The sequence below is a fragment of the Acidovorax sp. GW821-FHT09A11 genome, assembly GCF_059418365.1.
In genome coordinates this window covers 733739-760253 of the sequence record NZ_JBWKPS010000001.1, presented here as the reverse complement: position 1 = coordinate 760253, position 26515 = coordinate 733739, and the positions used below count along the sequence as shown (strand labels likewise).

Here is a 26515-nt window from a genome sequence, read left to right as displayed (position 1 = left end):
TGAAGGCCGGGCCGCATGTCAGCCCAGCGCGGCAAAGCTGTCGGCCAGGATGGCCAGGCCCTCGTCGAGCAACTCGTTGGAGGCGGTCAGCGGCACCAGGATGCGGATCACGTTGCCGTAGGTTCCGCACGACAGCAGGATGAGCCCGCGCTGGGCGGCCTCGGCGACGACTTTCTTGGTCAGCGCGGCGTCGGGGCGGTGGACATCGCCGTTCTCGAACAGCTCGATGGCCACCATCGCGCCCAGCCCGCGCACGTCGCCGATGGCGGGTACTTTGGCGGCCATGCCTTTCAGCGCCCTGACCAGCAGCGCGCCCATGTCCTGGCTGCGGGCCAGCAGGTTTTCTTTCTCAAAGGCTTCGATCACGGCCAGCGCTGCGGCGCAGGCGACGGGGCTGCCCGCGTAGGTGCCGCCCAGGCCACCGGCCGCCGGGGCGTCGATGACGTCGGCGCGGCCCACCACCCCCGACAGCGGAAAGCCGCCCGCCAGCGATTTCGCGGTGGTGATGAGGTCCGGCGCCACGGGCCACTGCTCGCACGCAAACCAGGTGCCGGTGCGGCCTGCGCCGGTCTGCACTTCGTCGGCGATCAGCAGGATGCCATGGCGGTCTGCCAGGGCCTTGAGGCCGGTGATGAATTCGGGGGGTGCCACGTAAAAGCCGCCTTCACCCTGCACGGGTTCAAGGATGAAGGCGGCCACACGCTCGGGCTCGATGTCGTTCTTGAAGATCAGCTCCACTGAATGCAGGGCCTGCTCCACGCTGACGCCATGCAGCGCGTTGGGGAACAGGGCGTGGTACATCTCGCCAGGGAAGGGGCCGAACCCGATCTTGTAAGGCGCGACCTTGCCGGTAAGGCCCAGCGTGAGGTTGGTGCGGCCGTGGTAGCCGCCCGTGAAGGCGATCACGCCGGGGCGTTTGGTGTAGGCGCGGGCGATCTTGATGGCGTTTTCCACGGCCTCGGCGCCGGTGGTGAGCAGCAGGCTCTTCTTGGCAAACGCACCCGGGGCCAGGGTGTTCAGGCGCTCGCACACTTCCACGTAGGGCTCGTACGCCACCACCTGGAAGCAGGTGTGGGTGTACAGGTCGAGCTGCGCCTTCACGGCGGCGATCACACCCGCGTGCAGGTGGCCGGTGTTGAGCACGGCGATGCCGCCGGCGAAGTCGATGAAGCGGCGGCCCTCCACATCCCACAGTTCGGCGTTGCGGGCCTTCTGGACGAAGATGTCGTGGGCCTGGCCGACGCCCCGGGCCACGGCGGCATGGCGGCGGGCGAGGAGGGCGGCGTTGGTGAAGTGGCGGTCTTGCTGCATGGCGGTGGGCGGTGGTGTGAACACGGAATGAAGGAATGGGCGAATTCTGGAAGCCGCGCCGCGCACCGTCCATGTACAGCGGAGTGCGGTTTTGCGCGCACTGTGCAGGTCTAGAATCCTGTACAGGCAATCCCTGATCTGGTGTGCGCCAAGTCGGTGCACAATTCGCCCCCTTTTTGGCTCTCCTGATGCTCACTCTCAGCCCGGACCTCCAGACTCCCCTGGTCAGCCAGATCGTCGATGGTCTTCGGGGTCTCATCGCCGGGCAGGTGCTCAAGCCCGGCAGCAAACTGCCCTCCATCCGTGCCTTTGCCGCCGCCCATGGCGTGAGCGTGTTCACCGTGGTCGAGGCCTACGACCGCCTGGTGGCGCAAGGCTGGCTGGTGTCGCGCGCCAATGCGGGTTTCTTCGTGAAGCGCCGCAGCGAAGAAGGCGCCGTGCCCGGCGCCGGGCCTCAGGAGCGGCCGGTGCCCCGTTTTGACGCACGCTGGTACCTCAAGCAGATCTTTGAAAACCGCAACCTGCCCATGAAACCGGGTTGCGGCTGGCTGCCGCACGACTGGCTGTTCGGCGATGCCGTGCGCCGCAGCATGCGCCAGCTGTCTTCCGACGGCCCCGAGCTCGACGGCTATGGCCTGCCGCATGGCCACATGGCGCTGCGCATGGTGGTGGCCGAGTCGCTGGCCGAGCACCATCTGGCGGTGGACGCCGACCAGGTGCTGCTCACGCAGGGCTCCAGCCAGGCGCTCGACCTCGTGGCGCGGCGCCTCGTCAAACCCGGCGATGTGGTGCTGGTGGATGACCCCGGCTATCCCAACCTGCTGTTCATGCTGCGCTTCGCGGGCGCGCACCCGGTAGGGGTGCCGCGCACGGCGGGGGGCTATGACCTGCTCGCGCTGGAAGCCCTGCTGGCCGCGCACAAGCCCACGGTGTTCTTCACGCAGCCGCGCCTGCAGAGCCCGACCTGCTCGGTGGCCTCGGTGGCGCATCTGCACCGCCTGCTGCAGTTGGCCGAGCAGCATGGTTTCATGCTGGTCGAGAACGACATCTATGCCGATATGGACACCGGCGTGCGCCCCTCGCTCGCCAGCCTGGACCAGTTGCGCCGGGTGATCTACCTGGGCAGCTTCTCCAAGACCATCTCGCCGAACCTGCGCACGGGCTTCGTGGCGGCGCGGGGCGACCTGCTGGACGAGCTGGTGCAGCTCAAGATGATCTCGGGGCTCACATCGTCCGAGATCACCGAGCGCATCACCTTCGGCGTGGTGACGGATGGCCGCTGGCGCAAGCACCTCAAGTCCCTGCGCGAGCGCCTGGCCGAGGCGCACGGCGTGGTGGGGCGGCGGTTGCTGAACCTGGGCTTCGAGCTCTTCCATGAGCCCGAGGCGGGCATGTACCTGTGGGCCCGCCACCCCGATCTGCCCGACAGCGCGGAGCTGTCGAAGGAGGCCACGGGCGCGGGCATCATGCTCGGCCCGGGCCAGTTGTTCCTGGTGGAGCCGCGCCCCACGGGCTGGCTGCGCTTTAACGTGTCGTTCAGCCAGGACGAGCGCATGTGGCGCTTCCTGGAACAGCGCATCCTGCTGGGGCAGCAGGTGGCGGAGTAGCTGGCGGCAGGCTGCTGGATTTAGTGCCTTTCAGGCCCCGGGCGCAGAGTGGTAAAGCGCTGGAAGCTATCCTATTTATAGCAAATCGGTGCTCTGTGCCCTGTCTTACTGGTCGATGATGCGCCGCGCGAACCGCTCCAGGTAGTCCATGAGCTGCTCCGCACCGGCCACGGCCCTCGCTTCGTCGCCCGTGGCGATGCCCTGGGCAAGGTGCATGTGGGCGCGCGCGCCCTCGGACACCTCGCCCTCGTGCTGGTAGGCGTACCAGAACCGGCGGCACTGCACGATGAGCGGCGACACGCATTTGACGGCCGAGTGGTTCTGGCTGGCCTGGTGCGTCACCACATCCAGCTCGTGGTCGGCCAGCATGTAGTCGTCCAGATGGCCGCGCGCGGCGGCGTCCACCATCTTTTCCGCGCAGCGCACGATGGCCTGACGCTGCGGCGCGGTGGCGCGGCGTGCCGCGCACGAGGCAACCAGGCGTTCCAGCACGCGGCGTGTCTGGATCACGTCCAGGTGGTCGGCCAGGTCGATGTGCGACACCAGCAGCCCGCGCCGGGGCTGCTGCGCGATGAGTCCGATGGAGACCATGCGCAGCAGCGCCTCGCGCACCGGGGTGCGGCCCAGGCCGGTGCTTTCGGCGATCTCGGCCTCGACCACCGGACTGCCGGGCTGCAGCTGCAGCGTGGAGATCATGGCTTCGATGGCGTCGTAGGCCACGTCGGCCGCGCGCCGTTTGGGGGCGGGGTCTCGCGGGAGGGATGCGCTGCTCGGTTTCATGCTGGGGGAATGGCGTTCGTTGTCCTGGCCGCGGGGGCGCGGTGCCGCATCTTAGAACCTGTTGGCGGTCCGTGGCACGGGGAGCGCTCCCGCCCGCACCCTTCCTACAGGCCCGCGCCCGCCTTGCGCAGCTCGGCGATCTGAGGAGCCTTGGGCAGCCACAGCTTGTCGAACTCCTGGATGATGCCGTCGGGGTTGTAGCTGGAGGCGCTCTTGAACGCGATGCCCGAGCCCTTGAACTTCTCGATCAGGCCGGCTTCCGTGGTGACGATGTCGTTGATCTGGGCGTCCAGCGTCTGGGCCACCAGCTTGCGGATCAGCTCCTTGTCCTTGGCATCCAGGCCCTGCCAGATGCGGCCCGACACCAGCGGGGCAAAGGGCATGAAGAGGGCGTTCATCTGCAGCAGGGTCTTGGAAACCTTGTCGAAGCGCTGGTTCCACGAGAACTCGATGTCGGCTTCCAGCCCATCCACCTGGCCGTTGCTCATGGCGTCGAACACGGCGGGCGTGGGAATGGGCGTCGGGGCGGCGCCCAGCAACTGGTAGAAGTCGCGGTACACGGGGGTGGGGTTGATGCGCAGCTTCATGCCCTTGAGGTCGGTCGGCACCGCGATGTCCTTGGTGGCGAACACCGCGCGCATGCCGGTGATGCCCCAGCCCAGCCCGATGGTGCCGGTTTCGCGCGGCAGCACCTCCAGCAGCTTCAGCGCGGCGGGGGTGCGCACCAGCTTGGCCACCGCGGGGGTCGAGCGCACCAGGTAGGGCGCGTTGATGGCCGCCACGCTCGCCACCCGCGAGCCCAGCTCTGCGGCCTGGATCCAGCCCATGTCCAGGGCGCCGGATTGCAGCTGCTGCATCATGGCCGTCTCGTTGCCCAGCTGGCCCGAGTGGAACACGGTCACGCTCAGGCGGCCATCGGTCTCTTTCTTCAGCGCTTCGCCGAACTGCAGCGCGGCGCGGTTCCATGAGTGCCCCGCCGGGGTGATCAGGCCCAGGCGGAATTCCTTGGCATCGGCGGCGAGCACGACGGACGGAAAGCCCAGCGGGGCCGCTGCGGCGGCTGCCGCGGCGGTGGACTGGATGAAGTGGCGGCGGGAAATGGTCATGGTGAACTCCTGGAAGTTGTGCGAGGCAATGCGAAGAGGGCGAAGGGATGGAGCCGCTTACTTGATCAGGGCAAGCGACAGGCTGGGGAACAGGGAGAGCATCACCAGCGCCACGCAGCTGATGAGGAAGAAGGGCAGGGTGACGATGAACATCTTGCCGGGCTTGGCGCCGGTGACGGCGGCCGCGACGAAGAAGCTCAGCCCCACGGGCGGCGACATCAGGCCCAGCACCAGGTTGATCACCACCACCACGCCGAAGTGGCGCGGGTCGATGTGGTAGATGTCGGTGGCGATGGGCAGCAGGATGGGCACGGTCATGATCAGCCCGGGGATGCCGTCGATCACGGTGCCGATGACCAGCAGGATCACGTTGACCAGCAGCAGGAAGGTGATCGGGTCGTGCGCCACGGTCTGGATCCAGGCCGCCACCATCTGCGGCACCTTGCCGTAGATCAGCAGCCAGGAAAACACCGCGGCGGCGGCCACCAGGAACAGCACGATGGCCGAGTAGATGGCCGAGCGCAACAGGATGGCGGGCATGGAGCCGAGCCGGAATTCCTTGGTCACATACCGCCCCACCAGCGCCGCGGCCAGGGCGCCCACGGCGGCCGCTTCGGTCGGATTGGCCAAGCCGCCCAGGATGGAGCCCACGATCACGATCGGGATCAGCAGGGTGGGGCTGGATGTCACCACGGTGCGGGCCCGCTGCGCCAGCGTGCGCCTTTCGCTGCGCGGGTAGTCGTAGATGAAACCCATCAGCGCGATGATGATGAAGAACAGGATGGTGAGCAGGATGCCCGGCAGGATGCCCGCGATGAGCATGTCGCCCACGGCCACCTGTGCCAGCACGCTGTAGACCACGAACATCACTGAAGGTGGAATGATCGGCCCCAGCATGCCGCCGTAGACCGTGAGGCCGGCGGCGAAGGTCTTGTCGTAGCCCTGCTTTTCCATCTCGGGCACCATCACCTGGGACATGATGGCCACCTGGGCCGTGGCCGAGCCGATGATGGACGAGACCAGCATGTTGGCCAGGATGTTCACGTAGGCCAAGCCCCCCTTGACGGAGCCGACGAAGGCCATCGACATGTCCACCAGGCGGCGCGTGATGCCGCCGCTGTTCATGATCTCGCCGATCAGGATGAACAGCGGAATGGCGATGAGCCCATAGCTGTCCACCCCCGCGAACATCTGCATGGGAAAGGACTGGAACAGCACGGTGTTGCCGGTGCTGAAGATGTACGCGATGCCCGAGATGCACAGGCACACGCCGATGGGCACGCCCACCATGAGGGCCGCGCAGAAGAAGAGGGAAGTGAACATGGGGCGGGCTCCGGGGTCAGTTCACGGCGTCGGCGCTGACGACGTCGAAACCAGGGTGGCTGCGGCGCGGTGCCAGGCCCATGTCCTCGATGAGGTTGGCCAGCGCGTGCAGCGTGAAGGTGAGGGAAAACAGCGGCAGGATCAGCTGCAGCACCCAGGTGGGCCAGTTCAGGGTCTGGGTGCGCTCGGTATAGAGGAAGTTGAAGGTCTCGGCACCGAATTCCTTGGCGTCGAAGCCGTAGCGGGCGATGCCCACCGGGTCCATCCACAGCCAGCACATCACCAGCATGGCGATGCCAAACAGCAGCACCCCCGTGGTGGCGATGACCTTGGCCGCCTTGGCCCATTTCTCGGAGAGCTTCTCGGTCAGCATGCCCACCGCGAAGTCCATGCGCAGCCGTGTCATCACCGAGGCCCCCACGAAGGTCAGCCAGACCACGGTGTAGACCGCCGCCTCGTCGATCCAGTAAATGGGAAAGCCGGTGTAGCGGGTGGCCACGTTCAGCAGGATCAGCGCCACCAGCAAGGTCATCAGGGCGGTGAGGCAGTTGCGCTCCGCGCGCAGCACCAGGCTGGACAGGGCGAGGACCGCGCGGGCCGGCGCTGCGGGCGCGGGCCCGCCGGGTGGGGTGGGAGAAGCGGTGGCGGTGGACATGGGGTGGGCTCCGTGGTCTGGGTGTCGGGAATGGGGCGCCGGTTTAAATATCTTCTTGATATATGTAGAAGCAAGATGAATGCCCGCGGGTGGCGCGCGTACCGGTCGGCGCGCCCGCGCTGCCGGGTTCAGCCTGCCATCGCGAGGATCTCTTCGTACAGGGCGCGCGGCACCGCCGCGCCCTCGGCCAGGCTGCGCGCCCGGGCGGCGAAGCGGCGCTGCGAGGGTAGCCGGGCGCCCTGGCCGGTGATGGCATCGAACATCGCCTCGGCACGCGCCTGGTGGGGAGCCGCATCGCCGCCCGCAAACTGGGCGGGGTCGAAGGCCAGCACCAGTTCGCCATGCAGGGGCGTGGCGCCGGCGCCCGCGTCGTGGGCGATGGATTCGCGGCTGGTCCAGTCGCCGATCAGCGTGCCGGCCATGAGCTCGACCATGGTGGCCAGGGCCGAGCCCTTGTGCCCGCCAAAGGTGCGCATGGCGCCCCGGGCCACGGCCACCGGATCGGTGGAAGGCCGGCCCTGGCCGTCCACCCCGCAGCCCTCGGGCAGGGGCTGGCCCGCGCGGCGGTGCAGCTCCAGGTCGCCGCGCGCGATGGCGCTGGTGGCGAAGTCGAACACATAGGGGTGGGGACCCGGGCGTGGCCAGCCGAAGGCGATGGGGTTGGTGCCGAAGACGGGCTGGTGCCCGCCGGCCGGCGCCACCCAGGCGTGGCTGGGCGTGAGTGCCAGGGCCGCCAGGCCGTGGGCGGTGAGGGCCTCGATCTCGGGCCACAGTGCCGAGAAGTGCACGCAGCGGTTGATGACCAGCGCACCCATGCCGTGGCGGCGGGTGGCTTCCACCAGCGCGGGCAGGCCTTGTTCAAAAGCCAGGGGTGAAAACGCCCCCTGGGCGTCCACCCGCACCACCGGGCCAGCGCCCGCCTGCAGCACTGGCAGGGCCTGCAGCTCCACCTTGCCGGTGCGCACCGTGTGGGCACAGCTGGTGAGCCGGTAGACGCCGTGCGATTGGCAGGCATCACGCTGCCCGGCCACGATGACGCAGGCCATGGCGCCCGCGTGGGCTTCGCCCAGGCCCAGACGCAGCAGCACGGCACGCGCCAGGGCCATCAGGTCGTCCAGGGGGACGTGCACCATCGCGGAGCTGGCGGGGGCGGGAAGGGGAGTGGTGTCGTTCATGGGCGGATGCCGGTGGATTCGTCCACCGGGGTGGGGCATTGCGCCAGCGTGCCGATGCGCGCGGGCGCCAGCAGATGGCGGGGTGGGGCGGGCGTCCAGCCGAACAGCGCATGGGTGGCGGCACCACACACGCGGCCCTGGCAGGCGCCCATGCCGCAGCGCGTGTGCAGCTTGGCGTCGATCCAGCTGCTGCGGGAGGCCAGCTCGCGCAAGGGCACGTCTTCGCAGCGGCAGACGAGGGTGTCCGGGGCGGCCAGCTGGCGCACCGCCTCGCCGAGCTCGAACTGGGTGTGCAGCAGGTCCGCGAAACCTTGCCAGCGGGCCAGGGCGGCTTGGCGGGCCTGGGCCCGGGCCGTGTCGCCCGCGGCGGCATGCCCCGCGATGGCGCCCTGTGCCAGCGCGCGTTCGCTGCCGCCAAAGCCGGTGCATTCCCCTGCGGCGTACACATGGGGCACGCTGGTGGCCATGAGGCCATCCACCTGCACGCCTTGGCGATCGTTGAGCGCGCAGCCCAGCAGTTGGCCCATCTGGGTGTTGGGCACCAGCCCAAAGCCGCAGGCAAGCCGGTCGCAGGCCAGGGTTTCCTGGCGCGTGCCGCGCTGGATCCGCACGGCCTCCAGCCGGCCCTGGCCCTGTGCATGCAGCACGTGGCTGGAGGCGCGCCAGTGGTGGTTGAACAGGGTCGTTGCCTGCAGCGCCTTGGCGGGCCAGCGCGGCAGCTGCAGCGCGAAGGCGGCCAGGGCCCGCCAGGAAGCCTGTTCGGCAATGCGGATGACCTGGGCGCCGGCCTTGCGGGCGGTGTCGGCGCAGGCCAGCAGCAGGGGACCGGTGCCGGCCACCACGATGCGCTGGCCCTGCACCGGCAAGCCGGCCTTGATCAGCGCCTGCAGTCCGCCGGCGCCGGTCACGCCGGGCAGCGTCCAGCCGGGAAAGGGCAGCAGCAGCTCCCGTGCTCCGTTGCACAGCACCAGGCGGTGGCTGTGCTGGATCCAGCCCTGTTCGGCGTCTTCCAGCAGCAAGGCGGGGGCATCTTGCGGCGCCGAGGGGCCACCCAGCCCCACCACGCGCGTGCCGCACAGCAGGCGGATGTTCGGGTAGCGCTCCAGCGCCTCGCGGTGCTGGCGAGCGAGCGGGGGCAGGGTGCTGCCGGGGCCGTCGCGCCAGATCTGTCCGCCGGGATGGATGTTGTCGTCCACGAGGGTGATGGCAAGGCCCCGGGGCGCCGCCGCCAGGGCGGCCGCCATGCCGGCGGGACCGGCGCCGATGATCAGCAGATCGCAGCGCTGGTGGGGGGTCATGGCATGCCTCCCTGCGGCTGGCCGCGTGTGTCGATCACCATGCCGTCGGTGCACAGGGTCTGGCAGGCCAGGCGCTGGCGGCCGTCCACAAGCACCCGGCACTCGTGGCAGATGCCCATGCCGCAGAAAGGCGCACGGCGCTCGCCGGTGACCGACGTGCGGGCGCAGCCCGGAGGCTGCAGGGCCAGGGCCGCCGCGACGCTGTGGCCCGGTGCCAGCTCGATGGTGGTGCCGTCGATGACGGCGTGTACCAGAGGAGTGGATGTGCTCATGCCGCCAGGCCTTCCAGGCTGAAGCGCTGCGCCGCGAAGGGGGCGGGGTCCAGGGGCAGGGGGCCACCGGTCAGCTGCGCCGCCAGTAACTCGGCGGTGGCGGGGGCGGTGGTCACGCCCAGGCCTTCGTGGCCCACGGCCAGCCAGAGCTGGTCGCGGGTGGGGTGGCGCCCGATGATGGGCAGGCTGTCGGGCGTGGTGGCGCGAAATCCCGTCCAGGTGCGGATGGCGTTCAGCCCGGCCAGGCCGGGCATGTAGTCCAAGGCGCGGCGCAGCATCCGGGCCAGCACGTCCTGGTCGATGGCCGGGTCGGTGGTGTCGAACTGGCGCGATGAGCCCAGCAGCAGTTGCCCGGTGGGCCGGGGCTGCAGGTTGAACGCCACGGAGGTGCCGTCGGTCTGGTGGGCGTTGCTGATGTAGCCCAGCTCCACCAACTGGTGCCGCACCACGCCGGGGTAGCGGTCGGTGATGAGCAGGTGGCCCTTCTTGGGCCGGATGGGGAGCTCGGGGCACAAGCGCGTGGCATGGATGCCGGCGGCCAGCACCACGGCCTGGGCTTCGCGCCAGCTGCCGTCCACCAGCTGCACCCGGCCGCCCTCGATGCGGCATGCCTCGGCCTGCTCGAAGCGGATCTGGCGCGGTGCCTGCTGCAGCAGCCACTGGGCGGCATTGGGGGCATACACCACGCTGTCGCCGGGCACCTTCAGTGCGCCCCGCAGTCCGGGGCGCAGGGCGGGTTCCAGGCGCCGCAGGGTGGCGGCGTCCAGCAGGTCACAGGGCAGGCCGTGGCGCTGCAGGCGCTGGGCTTTTTCTTCGGCGCCGGCCATCTCGGCGTCGTTGGCGGCCAGCCAGAGCGTGCCGCAGTTGGTGTAGGCGCAGCCGGGCTGGTCGGCCGTCATCCGTGGTCCCCACGCATGCCAGAGCGCCAGGGATGCCTGGCTCAGCGCCAGCTCGGCGGGGTTGTCGTCCATCACCACCAGGTGGCCCATGCCGGCCGCCGTGGCGCCGCCCAGCCGGGCGTCCAGCACCAGCACATGCAGGCCCCGGCCTGCGAGGACATGGGCGCAGGCCGCGCCGACGATGCCTGCTCCGATGACGATGACGTCCGCGTGTCGCATGGTGCCTGCCGGGTGGGTGTGCCTGAAAAGGGGGGCTTAGAGCCGGATGCCCCAGCCGAAGGGGTCGCTGGCCTCGATCAGCAGCGTGGCCTCGGCGCTCATGTGGGCCGTGCCGCGCAGCGTGGGGATGATCCTGCCGGCCTGGGTGTCGGGTTCGTAGCGTGCCTCGAAGCTGCTGCCGATGATGCTGGCCTGGCGCCACGCCTGGCCGGGCTGCAGCGTGCCGTCGGCCGCCAGGCAGGCCAGCTTGGCGCTGGTGCCGGTGCCGCAGGGCGAGCGGTCGTAGGCACCGCCCGGGCAGAGCACGAAGTTGCGGCTGTCGGCCACGTCGTCGTCGGCAAAGAGCTCGATGTGGTCGATCTCGCCGCCGTTGTCGCCGCGGACGCCCTGGTCCTTCAGGGCCTGCTGGATGGCGCTGGTGTAGTCGGTCAGCGCCTGCAGGTTGTCGCTGGCCACGCGCTGGCCGTGCCCGCTCATCAGGAAGAACCAGTTGCCGCCCCAGGCCACGTCGCCCGTGACGGTGCCGATGCCCGGCACCTGGAGCGACAGGCCCTGGTGCAGCCGGTAGGCCGGCACGTTGCGCACGCTGACCGAGCCATCCTCGTGCAGCGTGGTGGTCACCGTGCCCACGGGCGTCTCGATGCCGTGCACCCCGGGCTCGATGCGGCCCAGGTAGGCCAGCGAGGCCACCAGGCCGATGGTGCCGTGGCCGCACATGCCGAGGTAGCCGGTGTTGTTGAAGAAGATCACGCCCGCCGCATTGGCCGGGTTCTGCGGCGCGCACAGCAGCGCGCCCACGATCACGTCGTTGCCGCGCGGCTCGAGCACCGTGGCCGCGCGCCAGGCATCGTGCTGGCTGGCCAGCAGGGCGCGGCGCTCTGCCATGCTGCCGGTGCCCAGGTCGGGAAAGCCGCCCACCACGAGCCGCGTGGGTTCACCCCCGGTGTGGGAGTCGAGGATCTGTATGCGTTGCATGCGGGTGTCGTGGGTCATGGTCGGTCACATGGCAGAAAGGTGCAGGCATCGTAGCGGCGGGCCGCCACGATTTCGCGGCGGAGTTTCAATAGCTGGCCAGCGGCACGGGGGCGGCGTTCTTGAACGTGAGCACCGTGATGGGAGCCTGCTTGAGGTTGCCCTTGTCGTCGTAGGCATAGGTGCCCGCCACGCCCTGGTGGCTGCCCTGGAGCATCTGCGCGCCGACCTTGGCGGGTTCCACGGACTGGGCTTTCTGCATGGCATCGGCCATGAACATCACCTGGTCGTAGTAGGACGCCGCATAGGCATCGGCATCCAGCTTGAAGCGCGCCTTGTATTTCGCCTTGAAGGCCGGGCCGCTCGCGGCCTTGTCGAGCATGGTGCCGCCCTGGGCGCAGAACACGGTGTCGTTCACCGCTTCGCCACCGAGCTTGCCGACCTCGGGGCTGCACAGCGTGTCGCCGCCCAGCAGCTTGGCCGTGAGGCCCAGCTGCTTCATCTGGCGGGCCATGGGCGCGGCCTGCGGGGCGTAGCCGCCAAAGAAGATGGCCTGCGGCTGCTTGCCCTTGAGGCTGGTGAGGATGGACAGGAAATCGGTGGACTTGTCGGTCGTGAACTCCTGGCCCACCACGGTCAGGCCCTGCTTCTTCGCCTCCTTGGTGAACTGGTCGGCCACGCCCTGGCCGAAGGCGGTGCGGTCGTCGATCACCGCCACCTGCTTGACCTTGAGCACCTGGGCGGCATACACGGCCATGTTCGAGCCGATCTGGGTGTCGCTGGCGATGATGCGGAACAGGTTCTTGTAGCCGTTCTCGGTGACCTTGGGGTTGGTGCCCACGGTGGAGACCATGGCCCCGCCTTCGCTGTAGACGCGTGAGGCGGGAATGGCCACGCCCGAGCAGTACGGCCCCATGACGAACTTCACGCCGCTGTCCACCAGCTTCTGCGCCACGCTCACCCCGGTGCGGGCGTCGCACTGGTCGTCCTCGGACACGAGGTCGAACTTCAGGGTCTTGCCCCCCACCACGATCTTCTTCGCGTTGAGCTCCTCGACGGCCAGGCGCACGCCGTTTTCGTTGTCCTTGCCCGCGAAGGCATTGGGGCCGGAGAGCGGGCCGCTGTGGCCGATCTTGACCAGCTGTTCCTGGGCGCCGGCATGTGTGGCCAGCATCAGCGCCGCGATGGCGGCGGGCGTCAGGGTCCGAAATCCGAAAGATGCACGTGTCATGGGAAACCTCTTGTGTGTGCGAAGGGGAAGGGCCGCTGTTGTCTCCTGCGGCCCGGGGGGGCAGCCTGTCGGTCGGTACCGTCTCAGGCCACGGACTGGTACTCGGCGGGGCGTGTTTCCAGCGCCTTCCTGACGATGCGCTCGATGAAGGCGCGCTCCTCGCCAATCAGGGGCAGGCGCGGGCGGCGCATGTGCTCGGTGCCCACACCCACCAGCAGGTCGATCAGCTTGAGGTTCTGCACGAGCTTGGTGGAGACGTCGAGGTGCAGCATGGGCGTCATCCATTGGTAGAGCTTGAGTGCCTCGGCAAAGCGGCCGGCCTTCATCAGGTCGTACAGCGCCACGGTCTCGCGCGGGAAGGCGCAGCCCACGCCGGCCAGCAGGCCGTCGCAGCCCAGCGCCAGGCCCTCGTAGGCCAGGTCGTCCACGCCCAGGAAGATCTGGTAGCGGTCGCCCAGCGCGATGCGCAGGTCGGTCACGCGGCGGATGTTGTCGGTGCTTTCCTTGATGGCTTCGATCCACTTGCAGTCCGCCAGCTCGGCGAAGTGCTCGGGCTTGAGGTCCACGCGGTAGGCCACCGGGTTGTTGTAGACCATCACCGGCTTCTGCGCGGCCTCGGCCATGGTGCGCACGTTCAGCATGGCTTCGCGCGCGTCGGCGACGTAGATCACCGAGGGCATGACCATGTAGCCAGCCACTCCGAGCTTGTTGCCGCCGTCGATGTAGCGCAGGGCTTCCCGGGTGCTGGTCTCCGAGACATTCGCCAGCACGGGGATGCGGCCGTCGGCGGCTTCCAGTGCGATCTTGGCGACCTGCAGCTTTTCTTCCAGCGAGAGGGTGCTGGCTTCACCCAGCGAGCCGCAGGTCACCAGGCCGTGGATGCCGTTGCGGATCTGGAAGTCGATGTGGCGCGCCGTGCCTTCGGCATCGATGCTCTCGTCGGCGTGGAACTTGGTGGTGATGGCGGGGAAGATGCCTTGCCAGCGGGGATGGTTCATGGATGGACTCCTGAGGAAAAAGAAGGATGGGAAAAGGGCGGGGGTGGGTGGTGACGATGAAGTAGCGTTGCTGTAAATATATTAAGAAGATATTTAAAATATCTTGTCAGGGTATTTAGCATCTTGCGTGCCAGCCGGATTTGCGCTTGGATGGTCCCAAAGCGGGTGTCCCGGGCGCCGGCATGCCCCGCAGCGGGGCGCGGGCGGCCCCAGCGCAGTGCGCGGGGTGGATGCATGCCCGGCGCAGGTGCGCCCAGGGCCCGGGCCTGGCCGAGGTGTCCCCGCACCCGGTTGCCCGGTTGACCTATCGGCAGGCCGCCCGTGCCCGGGCGGCATTGAATGAAGGGGCCTCCAGGGCCGGAGGCCGGTTCAGGCCGCCGTCTCGATAGAATCCGTGGTTCTCCCCATAAACCGGGTGGCCGCGCCGCGTGCGCGAGGCCCCTCACTGATCCAGGCCTGTTGCCCCTTTTCGCACATGACCCACAACACCACGCCTTCGTTCTCGGTTGCCGACATCCGCAAGTCCTTCCTGGATTTCTTTGCCTCCAAGGGCCACACCATCGTGGCCTCGAGCTCGCTGGTGCCGGGCAACGACCCCACGCTGATGTTCACCAACTCCGGCATGGTGCAGTTCAAGGACGTGTTCCTGGGCACCGACAAGCGCCCCTACAACCGCGCCGTGTCGGTGCAGGCCTGCCTGCGCGCCGGCGGCAAGCACAATGACCTGGAGAACGTGGGCTACACCGCGCGCCACCACACCTTCTTCGAGATGCTGGGCAACTGGAGCTTTGGCGACTACTTCAAGCGCGAGTCGCTGAAATGGGCCTGGGAACTTCTCACCACCGTGTACAAGCTGCCGCCCGAGCGCCTGCTGGCCACCGTGTACGAAGAGGACGACGAAGCCTACGACATCTGGACCAAGGAAATCGGCCTGCCGCCAGAGCGCGTGATCCGCATCGGCGACAACAAGGGCGGCCGCTACAAGTCCGACAACTTCTGGATGATGGCCGACACCGGCCCCTGCGGCCCCTGCAGCGAGATTTTCTACGACCACGGCGACCACATTCCCGGCGGCCCCCCCGGCAGCCCCGATGAAGACGGCGACCGTTTCATCGAGATCTGGAACAACGTGTTCATGCAGTTCGACATGGCCGAAGACGGCTCGGTCACGCCGCTGCCCGCGCCCTGCGTGGACACGGGCATGGGCCTGGAGCGCCTGGCCGCGATCCTGCAGCACGTGCACAGCAACTACGAGATCGACCTGTTCGACGCGCTGATCAAGGCCGCCGGCCGCGAGACCGGCGTGGCCGACCTGAACAACAAGAGCCTGCGCGTGATCGCCGACCACATCCGCGCCACCGCCTTCCTGGTGAGCGACGGCGTGATCCCCAGCAACGAAGGCCGCGGCTACGTGCAGCGCCGCATCGTGCGCCGCGCCATCCGCCACGGCTACAAGCTGGGCAAGAAGACGCCGTTTTTCCACAAGCTGGTGGGCGAGCTGGTGCGCCTGATGGGCGACGCCTACCCCAAGCTGCGCGAGCAGGAGCAGCGCATCACCGACGTGCTCAAGGCCGAGGAAGAGCGCTTCTTCGAGACCCTGGCCAATGGCATGGAGATTCTGGACGCAGCCCTGGGCGGTGGCGCCAAGGTGCTGCCCGGCGACGTGGCCTTCAAGCTGCACGACACCTACGGCTTCCCGCTGGACCTGACCAACGACGTGTGCCGCGAGCGCGACGTCGAGGTGGACGAGGCCGGCTTCAAGGTCGCCATGGAAAAACAGAAGGCCCAGGCCCGCGCCGCTGGCAAGTTCAAGATGGACAAGGCGCTGGAGTACACCGGCGCGGCCAACCAGTTCACCGGCTACGAACACCTGGCGGAAACTGCAAAGATCGTAGCTATCTACGTGGACGGGACAAGCGCTGCCGCCCTGAAGAGTGGTCAAAACGGCGTGGTGGTGCTCGACACTACCCCGTTCTATGCCGAAAGCGGCGGCCAGGTGGGCGACGAAGGCGTCATCACCAGTGGCTCGGCCCGCTTCGCGGTGGGCGACACGCTCAAGATCAAGGCCGACGTGTATGGCCACCACGGCACGCTCGAAGAGGGCACCCTGAACGTGGGCGACACCGTGCAGGCCCAGGTGAACACGGCCGTGCGTGCGGCCACGGTGCGCAACCACTCGGTGACGCACATCATGCACAAGGCCCTGCGCGAAGTGCTGGGCGGCCACGTGCAGCAAAAGGGCAGCCTGGTCAATGCCGACCGCACCCGCTTCGACTTCACGCACAACGGCGCCGTCACCGCAGCGGAAATCCGCGAGGTGGAGCGCCGCGTGAACGAGGAAATCCTGGCCAACCAGCCCACGCAGGCCCGCGTGATGGACATCGAGTCGGCCCAGAAGACCGGTGCCGTGATGCTGTTCGGCGAGAAATACGGTGAAACCGTGCGCGTGCTGGACATCGGCACCAGCCGCGAACTGTGCGGCGGCACGCACGTGCAGCGCACCGGCGACATCGGCCTGTTCAAGGTGGTCGCCGAAGGCGGCGTGGCAGCGGGCGTGCGCCGTATCGAAGCCGTGACCGGCGCCAACGCGCTCGCCTACCTGCAGCAGCTTGAAGACACCGTGACCCAGGCCGCCGGTACGCTGAAGGCCCCCGTGAGCGAACTCAATGGCCGGATCGCCCAGGCACTCGACAACGCGCGCGCGCTGGAGAAGGAAGTGGCGGCGCTCAAGGGCAAGCTGGCGTCCAGCCAAGGCGACGAGCTGGTGAACCAGGCCGTCGATGTGAAGGGCCTCAAGGTACTGGCCGCTGCCTTGCCCGGCGCCGACGCCAAGACCCTGCGCGACACCATGGACAAGCTCAAGGACAAGCTCAAGACCGCCGCGATCGTGCTGGCCGCCGTCGATGGCGACAAGGTGCAGATCGCCGCCGGCGTCACGGCCGACAGCGTGGGCCGCCTGAAGGCGGGCGAGCTGGTCAACTTCGTGGCCCAGCAAGTGGGCGGCAAGGGCGGCGGCAAGCCCGACATGGCCATGGCGGGCGGCACCGATGCCTCCAGCCTGCCCGCGGCGCTCGCGTCGGTGGCCGGCTGGGTGGCCCAGAAAATCTGAGGACCTGGACGCCCTGCGGAGCGGTGGTCCGGGCGGCCACCGCCGAGCGGCGAAATAGGGGATGACGGGCCACCGCCTTTCCCCCTACATTGGTGCGCATGGACACCCTGCGCGAAAGCCCGCCAGAGCCCGTGCCAGGCCATGGCGCCCGCTCCAGCCCCTCCTCAGCCCCGGGGGCTGACGGACTGCCCTGGTGGCGGCGCATCACCGTTCCGTTCGAGGTGGTGATCGCCTCGGTGGTGGTGTCCGCCATGCTGCTGCTCACGGTGGTGCTGGTCTACCAGGTGGGTACCAGCGCGCGGGAGGCGATCATCGCGGCCTCGGACGACAGCGCCCGGCACATCAGCCAGCTGATCAGCGAAAGGGTGCACCACATCGTGGACCCCGCCGATGCCACGATCCGGCTGCTCGCGTTCGATCCCATTGCCTCGGCGACCAGCCTGCAGGCCCGGCTGCGCCGCCTGCCGGTGTTTGCACGCCTGCTGGAGCAAAATCCCTTGCTGTCGGCGGTTTTCATCGGATATGCCGACGGGCAGTTCCTGCTGGTGCGGCCGCTGCGCGATGCGCAACTGCGCACGCGGCTGGACGCGCCAGCGCAGGCCGCGTTCCTGCTCCAGTCGATGGCCCGCGAGCGCGGCACCACAGGCCTGGTGGGGCGCTGGAGCTACTACGACGCGCAGCTGCGCCTGCTCGAATCCTCCGTGCGCCCTGGCTACCTCTACGATCCCCGCTCGCGCCCCTGGTACGCCGAAGCGGCAGACAAGAACACGCAGATACTGACCGCGCCCTATGTGTTCTTCACCACGCAGGAGGTGGGGGTCACGCTGAGCCAGCCCAGCGAGGACGGGCGCGCCGTGATCGGCCTGGACGTGGCGCTCACCGACCTCGGGCGGGAGATTGGCAGCCTGCGGCTGATGCCCCGCACCGAGATCGCCGTGGTGGACCCGGCCCAGCGCGTGCTGGCGTATCCGGACATGTCGCGCGTGCTGCTGCGCGAGGGTGGGGAGACCAGCCTCAAGCTGCGCACGCTGAAGGAGCTGGGTGTGCCCAGCCTGCAGGCCCTGGGCGGCGGGGGGGCGGCGAAGGGGCCGTCGCGCCGCTTCATGGCCGATGGCGAGGAGTGGCTCGCCACGGTGCTGCCCCTGAAATCGCAGCGCTGGCAGGGGCTGCACATCCTGATGGCGATCCCCACCGCCGAACTGCTTGCGGATGTGAATCAGAACCTGTGGCGCCAGGTATGGCTGTCCCTGGGGCTCATCGTGCTGATGCTGCCCGTGGGATGGATGGCCGGGCGGCGCGTGGGGCGCAGCCTTTCGGGGCTGGCCACCCAGGCGCAGGCGCTGGCGCGGTTCGATTTCCGGCGGCCGGCGCACCGCCTGTCGCCCGTGCGCGAGGTGCGCGAACTGGGCCAGGTGATGGACCGCATGTCGGACACCATCCAGGAGTTTCTGCACATCACCCACCACATCAGTGCCGAGTCACGCATGGAGCTCATGCTGTCCAGCGTGCTCTACGAACTGGTGCGTGCGACCAGCTGCACGGGCGGGGCGGTGTACCTGGTGGAGGAGCAGCGGGCGGGGCTGCTGCGCACGGCGCGGTACTGCGAAGACCCCGAGCACCAGCCACGGTACCCGGAGCACCTGCCCATGGTGCATTTCATCAACCATGCCGAGCCGCAGCCCGGCGACCAGGAGGAGGGCGATGGGGACGCCATGCCCCAGCGCGTGCTGCGCGTGCAGTTGCGCACGCGCGATGGGCAACCCCTGGGCCTGCTGGTGCTGCGCTACCTGTCGGACCCGCGGCAGGAGGATGTCCATTTCCGGGCGTTTGTCGAGAAGCTGTCCGGCACCTTGTCGGTGGCGATTGAAACGCGCGGCCTGATCGAGGGGCAAAAGAAGCTGTTCGACGCCGTCATCCGCCTGCTGGCCGATGCCATCGATGCGAAAAGCCCCTACACGGGGGGCCACTGCGAGCGTGTGCCGCAATTGGCCGAATCCCTCATGCAGCGCATGTGCGAGGCGAAGGAGGGGCCTTTCGCGCAGGTGGCGATGACCGATGCCGAACGCTACGAGTTCCGTCTGGGCGCCTGGCTGCACGACTGCGGCAAGGTCACCAGCCCCGAGCACATCATCGACAAGGCCACCAAGCTGGAGGCGCTGTACAACCGCATCCACGAGGTGCGCATGCGCTTCGAGGTGCTGTGGCGCGATGCCGAGCTGGACTACTGGAAGCAGCATGTCTCCGGCGTGGACCCGGTGCGCCTGCAGCGCGAGCTGCTGCAGCGGCGCGACCGGCTGCAGGAAGAGTTCGCCTTCGTGGCGCGATGCAACGTAGGGGGCGAATTCATGCCCGATGCGGACGTGCAGCGGCTCGCCGGGATTGCCCGCCAGGTGTGGCAGCGGCATTTCGACGACCGGCTGGGCCTGTCGATGGCGGAGATGGGGCGCCTGGCGGACGTGCCGGTGCGCCCCCTGCCCGCCAACGAGCCCCTGCTGGCCGACCGGGCCGAGCACATCGTGCCCTGGGGTTCCCGGCGCCCGCCGGTGGAGGCGGGCAACCCGGCCAACAAATGGGGCTTCGACATGGCGCTGCCGTCCCAGGAGGCGCATCTGGGCGAGTTGCACAACCTGTCGATACGGCGCGGAACCCTGACCGCGGAAGACCGCTTCAAGATCAACGACCATATCGTGCAGACCATCGTCATGCTCAGCGGCCTGCCGTTTCCGCCGCACCTGGCGCGTGTGCCGTCCATCGCGGGCTCGCACCATGAAAAGCTCGATGGCACCGGGTACCCGCGGCGCCTCAAGGCGGCGCAGCTGACACTGGCGGACCGCGTGATGACGCTGGCCGACATCTTCGAGGCGCTGACGGCGGCGGACCGTCCCTATAAGGCCCCCAAGACCTTGTCCGAATCGCTCCGGATCATGGCCCACATGGTGCGTGACCGCCATATCGATGCCGAGGTGTTCCGCTTCTTCCTGTCCAGCGGGGTGTGGCTGGACTACGCCGAGCGCTTCCTGCCTGCCGCGCAGCGCGATGCGGTGGATGTGCCGGCCCTCGTGGCGTCGCTGGACTGACGGCGCGCGCCGGGTACGGGCGCTGCCTCCTTCGAGCGGCTGCGGCGCGATGGCTGCCGCCGGGGAACGCCGCGCGAGACAGCCGGCCGCTTGCTAGAACAGCTCGACGTCGTCGTTGGCGACCTTGGCGGACAGATGGCCGGTGGCCACCAGTTCATCGTAGAAGCAGACCTGGTTGCGGCCATGTTCCTTGGCGTAGTAAAGCGCCTGGTCGGCCTGGCCCAGTATTTCCACCGGCGAGCCCCGGGCCGTGCTCACGAAGCCCAGGCTCACGGTGACCTGGCCCACCTGGGGAAAAGGGTACTCCTGCACCGCCAGGCGAAAGCGGTTGAAGACCCGGTGGGCCGTGCTCAATGTGGTGGAGCGCAGCAGCACCACGAACTCTTCGCCACCAAAACGGAAGATGCGGTCATGGCTGCGGAACGAGCTGCGCAGGATGTTGGCAATGAGGATCAGCACCTCGTCGCCATACAGGTGGCCGAAGCGGTCGTTCACCAGCTTGAAATGGTCGATGTCCACCACGGCCAGCCACTGCTGCACCGGTTCGCCGGGCAATGAGCCTTCTTCAGGCGGGAACGATTCGGTCAGGGGCCCCGAACGGCTGCTGGCCAGCCCGCTCACGGCGTGGCGCGAGAACTGTTCGTCGAAGGTCTTGCGGTTGAACAGGCCCGTGAGCGCGTCGCGTTCGCTGTAGTCGAGCAGGCTCTGGTAGTTCTGGTAGACCTGGAACACGCCCTTGAGCACTTCGAGCTTGTGCGCCGAGAACGGGCGGGAGTGCGTGATTTCCAGGCAGGTGTTGACCTTGTCGTGCATCCACACCGGCAGCCAGAGCACATGGCGGCCCTTGCGCGGCGAGGCCAGCGCGCTGTCGCCGTGGCTCGCGACGCATTCGCGCAGGGCGGGATACTGGTCCAGCGTTTCCCGCCGGGGGTCTGCGGCGGCTTCCGAGTCGGTGGACACCAGGTGCCCCTCTTCCACCCAGGTGCGTGGACGCACGTGGGGCACGCCGGCATGCGTGAACAGCTCCAGGGCCCTGACTTCAACGATGCCGCTGAGCTTTTGCAGCGTGGACAGCACCGACACCTCCAGCCGCAGGTGGTCGCGGTGGCCGGTCATCTCAACCAGGTTCTGAAGAATGGGCTTCATGGGTGGTGTACGGTGGGCCGGCGCGGTCATGTTGTCAATGGCGTCGCACGAACACAACATCCCACACACCGTGCCCCAGCCGCAGGCCGCGGTTCTCGAACTTGGTGAGGGGCCGGTAGCCGGGTTGCGGGGCGAAGCCCGGGGCGGTGTTCTGGAGCCGGGGCTCGGCGGCCAGTACCTGCAGCATCTGCTCGGCATAGGGCTGCCAGTCCGTGGCGCAATGCAGGTAGCCGCCGGGCTTCAGCCGCGCGGCCAGCTTGGCCACCAGGGGCGCCTGGATCAGGCGGCGCTTGTTGTGTTTCTTCTTGTGCCAGGGGTCGGGGAAGAAGATGTGCACGCCATCCAGGCTGCCTTCGGGCAGCATGTGGTCGATCACCTCCACGGCATCGTGCTGCAGGATGCGGATGTTGGTCAGCCCCTGCTCGCCGATGCGCTTGAGCAGGGCGCCCACGCCGGGTTCGTGCACTTCGCAGCACAGGAAGTTGTCGTCCGGGCGGACCCCGGCGATATGGGCCGTGGCCTCGCCCATGCCGAATCCGATCTCCAGCACCAGCGGGGCCGTGCGGCCAAAGGCCGCGGGGGCATCCAGCGGCGCGGGCGCATAGGGCAGGATGAAGCGGGGCCCCAGGTCTTCAAAGGCCTTGGCCTGGCCCGTCGTGGTGCGGCCGGCGCGGCGCACGAAGCTCTTGATGGTCTTGGGATGGCTCACGCCGGCGGGGGCTCCACCAGTTGTCGTGGAGGCCGCAGAGGGCGCGGCTGGCGCGGCGGCGGGGGTGGAGGCGTTGTGGGTCAGTTCGGTCACGGTGCGACATTGTAGTTTCGTCGCCACGCTGCCACCCAGAGGGTCAGCGCATCCGAGATGCAACGGGTGTTCGGATCTGTCAGCGGCGGCAGGCCCAGCACCTGCGCGGCCCCGGCCAGTGCCTGCAGGGGGGCGGCCAGCTCCAGCGCCCGGGCCCCGTTCTGCTTGGACAGCTTTTCGCCGTTCTCGCCGCACACCAGCGGCGTGTGCAGGTAGCGGGGCGTGGGCACGCCCAGGGCCTGCTGCAGCAGGATCTGCCGGGGCGTGTTGTCGGCCAGGTCCTCGCCGCGCACGACATGGGTCATGCCCTGGTCCGCATCGTCCACGACGACCGCGAGCTGGTAGGCCCAGAGCCCGTCGGCCCGGCGCAGCACGAAGTCGCCCACGGCATGGGCAACGTCCTGCCGCTGTGTGCCCAGGCGGCGGTCCTGCCAGTCGAGGATGCCCGATGCTATCGAATATGTAGCTGCTCGCGATTGATCCGTATGCGCCAGGGCCTGATCTGGCTGAAACTCTGTGGCATTGAAGCGCCAGGAGCGGCCGGTGCGCCCGTGCAGGCCGTGGCGGCAGGTGCCGGGGTAGGGGAGTGCCGCATGCCGCTCGCGTGCATGGCCCAGGGCCGCCTGGGCTTCTTCGATGTCCTTGCGCGAGCAGGCGCAGGGGTAGGCATGGTGCTGCGCGATCAACTGGTCCAGCGCCCGCTGGTACAGCGCGCCGCGGGTGGATTGCCAGACTGGCGGCGCATCGGGCACCAGGCCGCAGGTGGCCAGCTGCCGCAGGATGAACTCACCGGCGCCGTCCACGCAGCGTGGCGTGTCCACGTCCTCGATGCGCACCAGCCAGCGCCCCTCGTGGGCCTGGGCGTCGAGCCAGCTGGCCAGTGCGGCCACCAGCGAGCCCGCGTGCAGCGGGCCCGTGGGAGAGGGCGCGAACCGGCCGGTGTAGCGGGGCCCCGCGGCCACGCCCGCCGTCATGCCACCGCGAGTGCCAGCTCCAGGCCCGACACGAAGGCATCCTCCACCCGGTGGCCCAGGCACCAGTCGCCGCAGGCGCCCAGGCCCATGCCCGCGTCCCACAGGTGGCTGCGGCCCAGCGGGTGCGTGGTTTGCGCGTAGCGCCAGCGGCGCGTGTCGGCATGGGCGGGTTCGGCCCGGATGCCGGTGACCTCGGCGAACGCCTTGATGAGCTTGGCTTGCACGCGGCCTTCGTCGTCTTCCAGGTGCTCGGCGGACCAGGCCGGGCTGGCCTGGACCGTCCAGCGCTCGATCACGTTGCGGCCGGGCTTGGACGATTCGCGCGCCAGCCAGGCAATCCGGTGGTGGGTGCTGCGCGCTGCGTTCCATTGCGGGCCCAGCGTGGTGAGCCCGGGGCGCACGGCCTGGGGGTAGGCCAGCATGAGCGTCCAGCAGGGGGCGATGGCGACGGTGGAAAGCGCTTCGGTGAGCGGCGTGTCCAGCGCCGAGCTGGCCAGGAGCGCCTGGGCGGGCACCGACGGCTGCGCGAGCAGCACGGCGTCAAAACCCGCGTAGACGCGCTGGGTGCCGCCCGGGCCTTCGGTGCGAAGCTGCCAGCCGGGGGCATTCACGGAGTCGCGTTCGATGCGGACCACGCGCGTGCCGGTGACCAGCTGGCCTGCCTGGCGCAGCGGCTCGGCCCAGGTGGCCACCAGCGACTGCATGCCCGGGCTGGCCACCCAGTGCGCCTCGCGATGGGGCAGGCCGGCGGCGGCCACGCGGCCGGTGGCGTCGAGCACCTGCACGGAATTGGCGCTCCAGCGCTTGCAGATGCCGGGCACGGTGTCGATGGCGCGCGCGAAGCGCGGATCGCGCACGGTGAAGTACTGCGCGCCCGCGTCAAAGTTGCCGAACGGGCTGTCGATGGTGGCGGTGCGGCCACCGGCCTGCGCCGATTTCTCGAACACCGTCACGCGGTGCCCTGCCTGCACCAGCGTGCGGGCGCAGGCAATGCCCGCCATGCCGGCGCCGATGATGGCGAAGTGCCGCTGCGCGGCCCCCGAATACGTGGTGGGCGCCGCGTCCGTGGCCGGCACGGAGGCGGATGGCCCGAAGGCTGCGGTGCGTCGGTGCCGTTTGGCGGGGCGTGGAACGGGGTTGCTCATGGAAGGCCTTTCGATGACGGTCGGCAGGTGAAATACACGGCCCTGCGCGCGTCAGCGCAAATGCCATGCAACAGGAACCACTCTACACGCGCTGCGGCGCGTGGGCGTGTGCGCCGGATCAGAAATGATGGTGGTTTTCCAGCAGAGCGCGGCGGGTGGCGGGGCTTTGCAGCTGATGGAGCCACCATTGGAGCGCGCGGCCGGGGGCCGTGAAGCCCGGGCCGCCCCAGGCGTAGTGCACGCGGACGTTGCGTTCGGGGCGCGCCACGCGGCGCGCCACCAGCCTGCCGGCCTCGAGGTACGGGCGCACCATGGGTTCGGGCAGGAAGCCGCCGCCCAGGCCGCGCAGCTGCACGCGCACCTTGGCCTGCATGGTGTCCACGGTGAGCACGTCCTGCCCGCCCAGCAGGCCCATGGTGGCGCCGCCGCGCGTGGCCGAATCGGCCACCGCCACGGCGCGGTGCTGCAGCAGCATGGCGTCGGTGATGGGCTCGGGCGCGGAGGCCAGCGGGTGGTGCGGCGCCACCACGTAGATGAACAGCAGGTCCCCCAGGGGCGCCTGCTGCAGGCCGGCCACGTTGGCGCCGGCGACCGACACGCCGATGGCCAGGTCGGCCCGGCCCGAGGTCAGGGCCTCCAGGGTGCCGGTCATGATGCCGTCGCGCAGTTTCAGCCGGGTGGGCGGGGCCATGGCGTAGAACGCATCCACCAGCTCCAGCATGGTGTGCGGCGAGATCGCGCCATCGACCGAAATGGTGAGCTGCGGCTCCCAGCCGGTGGCCACGCGGCGCACCCGGTGGGCCACGGCATCGATGTCCTGCAGCAGGCGTGCGCCTTCGCGCAGCAGTTCGACGCCCGCCTCTGTGGGCTTGGCCTGCCGGGCGCTGCGGTCGAACAGCAGCACATCCAGCGCGTCCTCGATCTGGCGCACGCGGTAGGTGAGGGCGCTGGGCACCAGGCCGAGCTGCCGGGCGGCGGCGGCGAAACTGCCCGCCTCGGCGATCACCTGCAGCATGGTCAATGCGTCAGGGGTCAGGACATCACGGGCATTTTGCATGGTGGCGCCATGTTAATTCAGATTATTTGAACGGTTCCATCAATCTGGCAGCCCCTGCGTGCTGGACCCGGGTTCTACAGTGGGGGCTTGAAAGGAGCACGCGCCATGCTGACTGTTCGCAAATCACAAGACCGGGGCCATGCCGACCATGGGTGGCTCCATTCGTTTCACAGCTTCTCGTTCGCCGGCTACTACGATCCGGCCCACATGGGCTTTGGCAACCTGCGTGTCATCAACGAAGACCGCATTGCGCCGGGCACGGGGTTCGGCACGCACGGCCACCGGGACATGGAAATCATCAGCTACGTGCTGTCGGGCGAACTGGCCCACAAGGACAGCATGGGCAACATCCTGGGCATTCCGCCGGGCGACGTGCAGCGCATGAGCGCGGGTTCGGGCGTGATGCACAGCGAGTTCAACCATGCGCCGGGACAGACGACGCACTTCCTGCAGATATGGATCGAGCCGAACGTGCGCGGCATCCCGCCAAGCTATGAGCAAAAGACCTTTGCCGAGGCGAGCAAGCGGGGCGCGTTGTGCCTGGTGGCCTCGCCCGACGGCGCGCACGGCTCGGTCACGATCCACGCCGACGCGTCCCTGTACGCCGGCTTGCTCAATGCCGGCGAGGCCGTCACACTGGCCCTGAACCCGGCGCGCAAGGCCTACGTGCACCTTGTGCGTGGCGGGCTCACGGTGAATGGAAATGCTCTGTCGGGCGGCGACGCCGCGCTGATCGAGAACGAAACCGCCTTGTCGTTGACCCATGGCCACGATGCCGAGGTGCTGGTGTTTGATCTGGCCGCCTGATAGTTACCTGACGTTCTTTTCGCAACCACTTCTCCAGGAGTTCACCATGTTCACATCCCTGCAAAATCCCCTGGCCCTGGCGTCCCGCCTGCTGCTGGCGGCCCTGTTCCTGCCCGCGGGCATCGGCAAGATCACCGGCTTTGCCGGTACCGTGGGCTACATCGGTTCGGTGGGGCTGCCCATGCCGACCGTCGCTGCCGCCGTGGCCGCGGCCGTCGAGGTGCTGGGCAGCCTGGCGCTCATCTTCGGCCTTGGCACGCGCTTTGCGGCCCTCGCGCTGGCGCTCTTCACGCTGGTGGCCAGCTTTTTCTTCCACGCGTACTGGAGCCTGCCCGCCGACAAGCAGATGATGCAGCAGCTCATGTTCTTCAAGAACGTCGCCATCAGCGGCGGCCTGCTGGCCCTCGTCGCGTTTGGCGCGGGCGGCTGGAGCCTGGACGCCCGGCGCGGTGCGCGCTGAACTGCGCTGACGGGGCCGGGCCGCTACGGTGGCGGCGTGCGCGGGCAGCGCAGCCCATGCACGCCCTTGCGCCGCGCCTGTTTTTCTGATCT

Annotated in this window: 22 protein-coding genes; 5 read left to right on the top strand and 17 right to left on the bottom strand. The window is 68.8% G+C overall.

Annotated elements, in window-relative coordinates; all coding sequences use genetic code 11:
- Positions 1-18 precede the first annotated feature (18 nt).
- Positions 19-1311, bottom strand: a complete 1293-nt coding sequence (gabT, locus tag AC07PV_RS03490; protein ID WP_494629401.1) for a 4-aminobutyrate--2-oxoglutarate transaminase — start codon at positions 1309-1311, stop codon at positions 19-21.
- 188 nt (positions 1312-1499) lie between these two features.
- On the opposite strand from gabT, the gene AC07PV_RS03485 reads away from it, so the two are divergent.
- Positions 1500-2918, top strand: a complete 1419-nt coding sequence (locus AC07PV_RS03485; protein ID WP_218295179.1) for an aminotransferase-like domain-containing protein — start codon at positions 1500-1502, stop codon at positions 2916-2918.
- A gap of 105 nt (positions 2919-3023) precedes the next feature.
- Here AC07PV_RS03485 and AC07PV_RS03480 read toward each other — a convergent pair whose 3' ends face one another.
- The 11 genes from AC07PV_RS03480 to AC07PV_RS03430 form a co-directional block, all read right to left on the bottom strand.
- Positions 3024-3698: a GntR family transcriptional regulator gene (locus tag AC07PV_RS03480; RefSeq protein WP_218295178.1), complete on the bottom strand. Its 675-nt coding sequence runs from the start codon at positions 3696-3698 to the stop codon at positions 3024-3026.
- A 104-nt stretch (positions 3699-3802) separates the two neighbouring features.
- Positions 3803-4804 carry a TRAP transporter substrate-binding protein gene (locus AC07PV_RS03475; protein WP_218295177.1) on the bottom strand — a complete coding sequence of 334 codons (1002 nt, stop codon included), beginning with the start codon at positions 4802-4804 and terminating at the stop codon, positions 3803-3805.
- Positions 4805-4861: 57 nt separating this feature from the next.
- Positions 4862-6127, bottom strand: coding sequence for a TRAP transporter large permease (locus AC07PV_RS03470; RefSeq protein ID WP_218295176.1), 1266 nt, complete (start codon positions 6125-6127; stop codon positions 4862-4864).
- A gap of 16 nt (positions 6128-6143) precedes the next feature.
- On the bottom strand, positions 6144-6782 hold the full coding sequence (locus AC07PV_RS03465) for a TRAP transporter small permease (protein WP_492245325.1): 639 nt from the start codon (positions 6780-6782) through the stop codon (positions 6144-6146).
- A gap of 128 nt (positions 6783-6910) precedes the next feature.
- Positions 6911-7957, bottom strand: coding sequence for an Ldh family oxidoreductase (locus AC07PV_RS03460; protein ID WP_494629399.1), 1047 nt, complete (start codon positions 7955-7957; stop codon positions 6911-6913).
- On the bottom strand, positions 7954-9255 hold the full coding sequence (locus tag AC07PV_RS03455; protein ID WP_494629398.1) for an FAD-dependent oxidoreductase: 1302 nt from the start codon (positions 9253-9255) through the stop codon (positions 7954-7956). The genes AC07PV_RS03460 and AC07PV_RS03455 overlap by 4 nt, the downstream gene beginning before the upstream one ends.
- Entirely contained in the window at positions 9252-9527 is a 276-nt protein-coding gene (locus AC07PV_RS03450) for a 2Fe-2S iron-sulfur cluster-binding protein (RefSeq protein WP_494629396.1), read from the bottom strand. Before AC07PV_RS03450 ends, AC07PV_RS03455 begins: the two co-directional genes overlap by 4 nt.
- Entirely contained in the window at positions 9524-10645 is a 1122-nt protein-coding gene (locus AC07PV_RS03445; protein WP_492245321.1) for an NAD(P)/FAD-dependent oxidoreductase, read from the bottom strand. Before AC07PV_RS03445 ends, AC07PV_RS03450 begins: the two co-directional genes overlap by 4 nt.
- A gap of 36 nt (positions 10646-10681) precedes the next feature.
- Positions 10682-11620, bottom strand: a complete 939-nt coding sequence (locus AC07PV_RS03440) for a 4-hydroxyproline epimerase (RefSeq protein ID WP_218295332.1) — start codon at positions 11618-11620, stop codon at positions 10682-10684.
- 85 nt (positions 11621-11705) lie between these two features.
- Positions 11706-12848 carry a branched-chain amino acid ABC transporter substrate-binding protein gene (locus AC07PV_RS03435; RefSeq protein WP_492805331.1) on the bottom strand — a complete coding sequence of 381 codons (1143 nt, stop codon included), beginning with the start codon at positions 12846-12848 and terminating at the stop codon, positions 11706-11708.
- Positions 12849-12931: 83 nt separating this feature from the next.
- Complete coding sequence (locus AC07PV_RS03430; RefSeq protein WP_218295169.1) at positions 12932-13846, bottom strand: dihydrodipicolinate synthase family protein; 915 nt, start codon at positions 13844-13846, stop codon at positions 12932-12934.
- 475 nt (positions 13847-14321) lie between these two features.
- Here AC07PV_RS03430 and alaS point away from each other — a divergent pair, with 475 nt between their 5' ends.
- Both alaS and AC07PV_RS03420 read left to right on the top strand, forming a co-directional pair.
- On the top strand, positions 14322-16955 hold the full coding sequence (gene alaS, locus AC07PV_RS03425) for an alanine--tRNA ligase (RefSeq protein WP_494629394.1): 2634 nt from the start codon (positions 14322-14324) through the stop codon (positions 16953-16955).
- Positions 16956-17053: 98 nt separating this feature from the next.
- The gene (locus AC07PV_RS03420) at positions 17054-20032 is read left to right on the top strand and encodes an HD domain-containing phosphohydrolase (RefSeq protein ID WP_494629393.1); all 2979 of its coding nucleotides are present in this window, start codon (positions 17054-17056) and stop codon (positions 20030-20032) included.
- Positions 20033-20125: 93 nt separating this feature from the next.
- On the opposite strand, the gene AC07PV_RS03415 is transcribed toward AC07PV_RS03420, so the two are convergent.
- From AC07PV_RS03415 to AC07PV_RS03395, 5 genes are all read right to left on the bottom strand, one after another.
- Positions 20126-21178, bottom strand: a complete 1053-nt coding sequence (locus AC07PV_RS03415) for a GGDEF domain-containing protein (RefSeq protein ID WP_218295166.1) — start codon at positions 21176-21178, stop codon at positions 20126-20128.
- A gap of 34 nt (positions 21179-21212) precedes the next feature.
- Entirely contained in the window at positions 21213-21980 is a 768-nt protein-coding gene (trmB, locus tag AC07PV_RS03410; RefSeq protein WP_494629391.1) for a tRNA (guanosine(46)-N7)-methyltransferase TrmB, read from the bottom strand.
- Positions 21977-22954 carry a tRNA glutamyl-Q(34) synthetase GluQRS gene (gluQRS, locus tag AC07PV_RS03405; protein ID WP_494629389.1) on the bottom strand — a complete coding sequence of 326 codons (978 nt, stop codon included), beginning with the start codon at positions 22952-22954 and terminating at the stop codon, positions 21977-21979. Before gluQRS ends, trmB begins: the two co-directional genes overlap by 4 nt.
- Positions 22951-24099, bottom strand: a complete 1149-nt coding sequence (locus AC07PV_RS03400; protein WP_494629388.1) for an NAD(P)/FAD-dependent oxidoreductase — start codon at positions 24097-24099, stop codon at positions 22951-22953. Before AC07PV_RS03400 ends, gluQRS begins: the two co-directional genes overlap by 4 nt.
- A 118-nt stretch (positions 24100-24217) precedes the next feature.
- Positions 24218-25156, bottom strand: coding sequence for a LysR family transcriptional regulator (locus AC07PV_RS03395; protein WP_218295163.1), 939 nt, complete (start codon positions 25154-25156; stop codon positions 24218-24220).
- Positions 25157-25261: 105 nt separating this feature from the next.
- Here AC07PV_RS03395 and AC07PV_RS03390 point away from each other — a divergent pair, with 105 nt between their 5' ends.
- The gene (locus AC07PV_RS03390) at positions 25262-25963 is read left to right on the top strand and encodes a pirin family protein (RefSeq protein ID WP_218338685.1); all 702 of its coding nucleotides are present in this window, start codon (positions 25262-25264) and stop codon (positions 25961-25963) included.
- Positions 25964-26009: 46 nt separating this feature from the next.
- Positions 26010-26423 (top strand): DoxX family protein, encoded by a 414-nt coding sequence (locus AC07PV_RS03385; RefSeq protein WP_218295161.1) that lies wholly within the window; start codon positions 26010-26012, stop codon positions 26421-26423.
- The last annotated feature ends 92 nt before the right edge of the window (positions 26424-26515 follow it).